Raw genomic sequence first — 8232 nt, 5'->3', positions numbered from 1 at the left:
TAGCTTTTTTTTTCATATATTATAGACCAGCTTGCTCTTTTAAAGTAGCTGCTTTGTCTGTACGTTCCCATGAAAGATCTACATCAGTACGTCCGAAGTGGCCGTAAGCTGCTGTTTGTTTGTAAATTGGGCGACGTAAGTCTAGCATTTTAATAATACCAGCTGGGCGAAGATCGAAGTTGTTACGAACTAGTTCTACTAGTACGTCTTCAGATACTTTACCAGTGCCAAATGTATCAACTGAAATTGATACTGGTTGCGCTACGCCGATTGCGTATGCAAGTTGTACTTCTGCTTTGTCAGCAAGACCAGCTGCTACGATGTTTTTCGCAACATAACGAGCTGCATATGCTGCTGAACGGTCAACTTTCGTTGCATCTTTACCAGAGAATGCACCGCCACCGTGGCGAGCGTATCCACCGTAAGTATCAACGATGATTTTACGTCCTGTTAAACCAGCATCACCTTGTGGTCCACCAATTACGAAGCGGCCAGTTGGGTTAATGAAGAATTTCGTTTCTCCATCCATTAATTCTGCTGGAACTACAGCTTTAATTACATGCTCTTTTAAATCGCGATCGATTTCTTCCCATGTAACATCTGGATGATGCTGTGTAGAAATTACAATTGTATCTACACGTACAGGTTTACCATTTTCATCATACTCAACTGTAACTTGCGTTTTTCCATCCGGACGTAAGTATGATAATGTGTCATCTTTACGTACTTCAGTTAAACGACGAGCTAATTTGTGAGCAAGCGAGATTGGAAGTGGCATTAATTCTTGTGTTTCATTACATGCGAAGCCAAACATTAAACCTTGGTCTCCTGCACCAATTGCCTCAATCTCAGCGTCAGTCATTTGACCTTCGCGTGCTTCTAGTGCTTGGTCAACACCCATAGCGATGTCAGCAGATTGCTCATCGATAGATGTTAAAACTGCACAAGTTTCTGCATCGAATCCGTATTTTGCGCGTGTGTAACCAATGCCTTGAATTGTTTCACGAACGATCTTCGGAATATCTACGTAAGTAGAAGTCGTAATTTCCCCCGCTACCAATACTAAACCAGTTGTTACAGTTGTTTCACAAGCTACACGTGCATTTGCGTCTTTTGATAAGATCGCATCTAAAATTGAATCAGAAATTTGGTCACAAATTTTATCTGGATGTCCTTCAGTTACAGACTCAGATGTGAACAGATGACGTTTTTTTGTCATGTGGTAAACCTCCCTACAGTAATTGTATATATTGTACGGAACTCATCCTTAATTTGCCACAAACTGCGACATACATTTATTCTCCCACACAAGCATACAGAAAAACCTTTCCTACTTTACATAGAGGAAAGGTTTAATTTGCTACTTGCATACTGCTTTTTGCCCTTTGCTCTTATCGTTCGAGACCATTAGCCTCGCACAGGTTTTAGCACCTATTCACCTGTATTTACCACTACAAGTGAGGTTGCTGGGCTTCATCGGGCCTGTCCCTCCGCCAGCTCGGGATAAGAGAGTATCCGTCCCAACCTATACTAAAGAAATGATATTCATTTGTCAATTAATATTCACATTTTCCTGAAAGTTTTTCTCAATACGTATAGGGTGAAATATTAATAAGAAACTAATCCATTCACACAAACAAAAATAAATAAATAGTATACATTATTTATATAATTGTGTTATACTCTTGATGGGGATTACGAGAAATATTTCATTAAATGAAAAGGATGGTATATAAATATGAGTACTGTGAATGTCCAAATTGGTTTACATGAATTATTGAACGGAAGCAATGCACAGATTCAACTAAGTGTTCCGCAATTAGTGGAAAAAGTATTAATGCGAAATGAAGGGAAATTAACTTCTACTGGTGCCGTTTCTGCTTCAACAGGAAAATACACAGGACGTTCTCCTAAAGATAAATTTATTGTGAAGGAAGCATCGGTTGCTGACAAAATTGCTTGGGGAGCCGTGAACCAACCGATTTCTGAAGAACATTTTAATAAATTATATACAAAAGTTTTAGAATACTTAAAAGAAAAAGAAGAGTTATTCGTCTTCAAAGGATTTGCTGGCGCTGACCGCAACTATCGCCTACCAATTCAAGTTGTTAACGAATACGCATGGCATAATTTGTTCGTACATCAATTATTTATTCGTCCAACTGAAGAAGAATTAGCAACTCATGAATCAGAGTTCACAATTGTTTCTGCACCAAACTTTAAAGCAGATCCAGCAGTTGACGGTACAAATTCTGAAGCGTTCATTATGGTTTCATTCGAACAACGTATCGTACTAATCGGTGGTACAGAATATGCTGGAGAAATGAAAAAATCAATCTTCTCTATTATGAACTTCTTACTACCTGAACAAGACATTCTTTCTATGCATTGCTCTGCAAACGTAGGTGAAGAAGGCGACGTAGCACTATTCTTCGGTTTATCTGGAACAGGTAAAACAACATTATCCGCTGATCCAAACCGTAAATTAATCGGTGATGATGAGCACGGTTGGTCTGATAACGGCGTATTCAATATTGAAGGCGGTTGCTACGCGAAATGTGTAAACCTTTCTCATGAGAAAGAACCACAAATCTTCGATGCAATCAAATTCGGTTCAGTTTTAGAAAACGTTGTCATTGATGGTCAAACACGCATCGCTGACTATAACGATACTACTTTAACAGAAAATACACGTGCTGCATACCCTATGCATGCGATTGACAATATCGTACTACCAAGTGTTGCAGGACATCCAAATACAATTATTTTCTTAACTGCTGATGCATCTGGCGTATTGCCTCCAATCAGTAAGTTATCAAAAGAGCAAGCTATGTACCATTTCTTAAGCGGTTACACTAGTAAACTAGCAGGAACAGAGCGCGGCGTTACATCTCCGCAAGCTACATTCTCAACTTGCTTCGGTTCACCATTCTTACCACTTGATGCATCTCGCTATGCTGAAATGCTTGGTGAAAAAATCGAGAAACATGATGCGAAAGTATTCTTAGTAAACACTGGCTGGACTGGTGGCGAATACGGCGTTGGTAAACGTATGAACTTAGGTTATACTCGTGCAATGATTCAAGCAGCACTAAGCGGAGAACTTGCAAAAGCTGAAACTGCGAAACACGACATCTTCGGTCTTGAAGTTCCACTTCACGTACCAGGTGTACCTGACGAAGTGTTAATGCCTGAACAAACTTGGGCTGATAAAGATGCTTACAAAGTGAAAGCAATTGAGCTTGCAAACGAATTCAAAGCAAACTTCAAAAAGTTTGATAGCGCTTCTGAAGATATTATTAACTTAGGCGGCCCAATCGCTTAAGTATAAACTTTCTGTTGGAATAACCCTTTTACTCATATGAATAAGTGTCGTGTAACCGTAAAGTTTCGCGTACTCACCGACAAAACCCAATGCGGCTTAACGGTTACACACACTTACATAAAAAAGAAGCTTACGTGAAAACGTAAGCTTCTTTCTATATCTTATATAAAGTGAAACTTTAATCTCTTCATCTGTGACTTAGCTCATAAAATTCCATACCAATACCCCATAAACTTACAGAAAATTCATTTTATAATAATTCATTTTTAGTTTTCATGATAAAATTTACATATACAGGAAAGGAGGAGGGCTATGGAAAATTTTTCTCGTACAGGAAAAATTTTATTAAGTTATGGAGCGATCCAAATGTTTTGGGGACTTGTGATGCTTAACGTTAATTTATTTGAGCATACAAGTGAAACGATAAAATACATTATTCTAATTACCGGAATAGTTTGTTGTATTGTATCTAACTTTTTTAAAGAACCTAAGAGTCATACTAATAAGTGATTTAATGTTAACTTAGTGGAAGCAGAAACCTGCATTTTATGCAAAGTTACGCTTCCTGTTGTACTATCCATCCCTGGATCCTCTATTCTATCTAAAAAAGAGGTTTTTTATCTTTTTATCTTTTTTTAGCTCTTTGTTAATTCTTTCTCATCTTTCATACTATAATAGCCTAAATTAACAACAATTAAGAAATAACCGCCCAAAATGCCTACTGCAAATGCCCACATAACCATATGGTGCTCAATTTCGTACATAATCACGGCGCCCAAAATGGCAGCTGCAAAACGATTAAACATACCGAGCGTCGGCGCTTTTGTCTTCTTTACGATACTATCTCCAAGCTTTTCAATTCGTCTCCCTAAAAGCCAAACACAGTACATACTTACAATAAGTCCAATTCCAGCACCTAGAAAATGAGCTGAAAACGGTGTTAACATCCAGCCTAATAACAGAATACCTAGTAAATAATACGATTGAATTTTAAACGATCTTAATGACATACTAATCATGCTGTACTCCTCTTCAGTAGTTTTTATCTATCCAACAAAAGCTGTATAACTCATTTCTTTCGAGTTCATACTACTTAAAATTCATTCCAAATTAAAAACAACATAAACAATGTATTTATGTTGTTTAAATATTTTCAGGAAATAATATTATACAAGATTTCAAACATTATATTCTCATGATTTGTGACGTTTTTCCAAACATTTTTCGTCCATTTATGAAAAAAGTGATATCAATCTATGAACATACGGATATGATGTAATAAGCACACAAATAAAGGGGGCGTCTAATGATTTATTTTTTAATGGCTCTCATTCACCTCATTATCCCTGCACTTATTGGACTTTCATTGTATTGGTACACGAAAAATCATAGTATTTTCTACGCTGTCCTCGGTGTTCTTCTTCCAGGTATTATTCTTATCACACTCTTCCGTATTCCATTTTTAAACTTAATTCCACTTATTACTGCTATCTTATTTCTCGTCTTCTTACCAAAAATAAAAAAATAGGAAAGCAGATCATAGGTGATCTGTTTTCCTATTTTGATATAGGTTCCCCCGCAGTAGTATGAACTTTTACTTTCTCCGATTTCACAAACCATAGACCGAAGAAAATAATAATTCCACCGATGATTTGTTGAAACGATACATATTCATTTGCCCATACAGCTGCAAATAAAACAGCAACGAGCGGCGTAATATACATATATACCATCGTATGTGATGCTCCAATTTTTTGAATACCAACATACCACATCACTAAACCAAATACTGTTACAAAGAAAATAGAATATAGTAAAGCAAATAGTGTCATTCCGTGCGTAATGTGAAATGGCATTAAAAATACATGTGGACCACTTAACAATAAGAGCGGAATCGCACCAACTAGTGCAGACCATGCGGTAACACGTAGTGCTGAATATTTTTTAATTAATGGTCCTGCTAAAACAGGATAAAGCCCCCAACATATCGATGTAATTAGCCCAATTCCATTTCCATAAAAAGAACTAGCAAGTGAATGCCCTGCTACTAAAACTAATGCTACACCAAAAAAGGCAATCATTGAACCGATTAACTTTCGAGAAGAAAACTTTTCTTGTTTCAAAAAAATCGCAAATACAGTTGTAAAGATAGGTGAAATAGAAATGAGTAAAGAGGCATTTGTAGCGGATGTATATTTGACAGTTTCCATAAATAATGTTTGATACAGTACAATACCTACAACGCTAACGATGATTAATCTAGGTATATCCTTTCGTTCCATATAAACCGATTTTTCAATAAAAAATGTAAGGAGTAACATAAGCGGTGCCGCCGATATCATCCGAAGTGCAGTAAACTCAATTGCTGTAAATTCTAAAAGTCCATATTTCGCAATCGTAAAATTAATCCCCCAAATAATAACGACACTTAAAATTAATAACTCAATTCCCCATCTTTTCATGCGCAACCTCCTCCGCAAAGAAAATTATACAGAAAATTCAATCATATGTACATTTCATTATGTGAAAAAATCCATAAGAAAAAGGAGCCTATTATACACTCCCTCTCTCTTCATTATACTCGAACATGCAACTTCATATTTGGATTATAAAACTGACTTGGGCTCTTCAGCTGAAAAGTCCCTCCAACTTCATGCCAATCAACTGTTAACTTATCATCCATAAATACAAGCTTTGTGCGGTCTGCAATAAAGTTCAGTACGCTTGATTCAATATCTACATCACGCTCATCTTTCTCTGAAACGGCTACTAAATCAATAATCCCGCTCATCACACAACCGCAACCTTCATTATCATAAAATAACTTTATATATTTCGTCTCACTTGGAATCGTATCCATAATCTTTTTATATGCTGCCTCTGTTACAGTAACGTACATGTGTGAACCTACATCCTCTCTTCTCATATCATTTATATATTGTACCACCATTTTTCTTAAATTTTATATACAGAAAATTGAGACTACTATAAAATATATGTGATAAAGTGAAACTTTAATCAGGGGGTATCCATCCCCTTCTGATTATTAGTCCTCACCAATCAGGCTTAATGCATGGTAACGGAGGTTGTATCACTGATGTTCAAACTACAGCGATATCCCATTTTCTTAGGTCTATTAGGTAGCTTTTTTATTTCTAGCGGAATGGTATTACAACATATACTTCCCTATTCTCCTACTATTGGCTGGATTCCAGGTTTTATTTGTTTCCTATCCGCTTCTTATTTTGCCATAAAAAACAAAAACAACTAACAAAGGAAGAATTATCTTAAGGAGGATTACTAAACATGCCAGCCTTAAAAGAAATAGAACAATCACTTAATCATTTATTCCAAATTGAAAAATACGGAAAAGACAGTGCCTTTAGTCGCTTCATTCCAGCTACATATGATCCAATCCAGTTTCCATGGCAACAATTTTTCGAAGCAAATTTTGTTGAGCTATTTAACGGTCTTATGATAAGAGGTGCTGAAAATGTAAACACAACCTTTTTAGCTGTGTTCCCAACTGATGATGTTCTCGAAAAATTCATTTCACAATCCATGCCAGGTGATTTACTCTTCATGCACCATCCACTTGTAATGGAGTGTGGTGATCCACTCGGAAAATCAGGGCACGGATTTATTCCAATTTCATTAAAATATTTGCAGGCAATAAAGGCAAAACAACTTTCTATATATACATGTCACGGTCCAATGGATTTTCATCAAACGTATGGAACTAGCATTTCAATCGCAAAAGCACTACAAGCCAATGTAATTGACGGGTTTGCTTACGGTGGTCCAGAAAACGAACCAGTCGGTCTTATTTGTGAAATAGATGAAACAACAACAGAAAAACTCCAAAAACATCTAAAAAAACTCTTTAACATTCCTTATACAGACTTCGAAGGTAAACAACATGATTCCATCAAGAAAATTGCAATTATCGCTGGCTGCGGCGATGTCGTATCTTTAATGAAAGAAGCAGAAGAAAAAGGTGCTGAAGCATATATTACAGGAGAAATCCATTGCCATATCGACAATGATTACGGCAGGCATAAATACTCGCTCATTATGGATTACGTAAAAGAAACAGACATGTCACTCATCGGTGTGTCACACTCTGCCTCTGAATATTTAGTGAAAGAGACATTGATGTATGATTGGTTTAAAGAGAATTTTGATGCGGATGTTACTTTGCTTCCACAGGAAAAATGGTGGTTATAAGATCTCCCCTATTTTTGAAATCTATATACACAATACAATTGGCCACACAAAAATATAGAATCTACAATATATATATAGTGGTTCTACTTTTATAATAGATTTTCAAAAATATAGAAAGGAGAGAGTACATGTATCAACGCAATTGCTTTAGTTGTGACGGTAGACGTAACAGTGGTTCTATCGGAAGCACTGGACCTACTGGTTCTACTGGCGCCACTGGACCTACTGGTTCTGCTGGGACTACCGGGGCTGGTTTACAAAGTACTACCGCTTTTAGTCTAGCAGCCGCTCCTAACTATAAAACGGGACAAGTTGTGACTTACACGAGTAGCGGCTATGTTGTAAAAAAAGATGCACCTCAAGGTTTTCCGAATGTATCTCCAGATTATATCGTATTAGTAGAAGCTGGTCCTACTGGACCTACTGGCATCACTGGACCTACTGGCATCACTGGGACTACCGGGAGCACTGGACCTACTGGCATCACTGGACCTACTGGCATCACTGGGACTACCGGGAGCACTGGACCTACTGGCATCACTGGGACTACCGGGAGCACTGGACCTACTGGCATCACTGGGACTACCGGAGGCACTGGACCTGGTACCGTACTGGCAGTCACTGGGACTACCGGGAGCACTGGACCTACTGGCAGTCACTGGGACTCCGGAGTCACGTGG

The 8232-nt window shown here is 37.5% G+C and carries 8 protein-coding genes, 1 pseudogene and 1 riboswitch; of the genes and pseudogenes, 5 read left to right on the top strand and 4 right to left on the bottom strand.

The features are described 5' to 3' along the window. Window positions 1–19: 19 nt before the first annotated feature. A complete protein-coding gene (metK, locus tag CDB3_RS26790) occupies window positions 20–1219 on the bottom strand; it encodes a methionine adenosyltransferase (RefSeq protein ID WP_097829598.1) in 1200 nt (399 codons plus the stop codon). A gap of 169 nt (window positions 1220–1388) precedes the next feature. Continuing rightward, a riboswitch (SAM riboswitch) is annotated at window positions 1389–1510 on the bottom strand. Between the two features lie 228 nt (window positions 1511–1738). Here metK and pckA point away from each other — a divergent pair. Next, window positions 1739–3325, top strand: coding sequence for a phosphoenolpyruvate carboxykinase (ATP) (pckA, locus tag CDB3_RS26785; RefSeq protein ID WP_128856573.1), 1587 nt, complete (start codon window positions 1739–1741; stop codon window positions 3323–3325). A 312-nt stretch (window positions 3326–3637) separates the two neighbouring features. Continuing rightward, on the top strand, window positions 3638–3835 hold the full coding sequence (locus tag CDB3_RS26780) for a hypothetical protein (protein ID WP_128856572.1): 198 nt from the start codon (window positions 3638–3640) through the stop codon (window positions 3833–3835). A 125-nt stretch (window positions 3836–3960) separates the two neighbouring features. Here the strand turns inward: CDB3_RS26780 and CDB3_RS26775 are convergent, their stop codons facing one another. Continuing rightward, window positions 3961–4344: an ATP synthase subunit I gene (locus CDB3_RS26775; RefSeq protein WP_097829595.1), complete on the bottom strand. Its 384-nt coding sequence runs from the start codon at window positions 4342–4344 to the stop codon at window positions 3961–3963. 287 nt (window positions 4345–4631) lie between these two features. On the opposite strand from CDB3_RS26775, the gene CDB3_RS26770 reads away from it, so the two are divergent. Next, entirely contained in the window at window positions 4632–4853 is a 222-nt protein-coding gene (locus tag CDB3_RS26770; RefSeq protein ID WP_000639043.1) for a hypothetical protein, read from the top strand. A gap of 28 nt (window positions 4854–4881) precedes the next feature. Here CDB3_RS26770 and CDB3_RS26765 read toward each other — a convergent pair whose 3' ends face one another. Further along, the gene (locus tag CDB3_RS26765) at window positions 4882–5787 is read right to left on the bottom strand and encodes a DMT family transporter (RefSeq protein WP_128856571.1); all 906 of its coding nucleotides are present in this window, start codon (window positions 5785–5787) and stop codon (window positions 4882–4884) included. A gap of 113 nt (window positions 5788–5900) precedes the next feature. After that, complete coding sequence (locus CDB3_RS26760; protein ID WP_002089124.1) at window positions 5901–6224, bottom strand: iron-sulfur cluster biosynthesis family protein; 324 nt, start codon at window positions 6222–6224, stop codon at window positions 5901–5903. A gap of 407 nt (window positions 6225–6631) precedes the next feature. Between CDB3_RS26760 and CDB3_RS26755 the strand changes: the two genes are divergently transcribed. Both CDB3_RS26755 and CDB3_RS26750 read left to right on the top strand, forming a co-directional pair. Next, window positions 6632–7552 carry a Nif3-like dinuclear metal center hexameric protein gene (locus CDB3_RS26755; RefSeq protein WP_128856570.1) on the top strand — a complete coding sequence of 307 codons (921 nt, stop codon included), beginning with the start codon at window positions 6632–6634 and terminating at the stop codon, window positions 7550–7552. A 128-nt stretch (window positions 7553–7680) separates the two neighbouring features. Beyond that, window positions 7681–8232 (top strand): annotated as a pseudogene (locus CDB3_RS26750) (collagen-like protein); the annotation flags it as partial.

This window comes from Bacillus sp. CDB3, assembly GCF_002081505.1.
Lineage (GTDB): Bacteria > Bacillota > Bacilli > Bacillales > Bacillaceae_G > Bacillus_A > Bacillus_A cereus_AT.
Note: the sequence above shows the minus strand (reverse complement) of the source record. Positions and strands in the feature narration are given on the sequence as shown.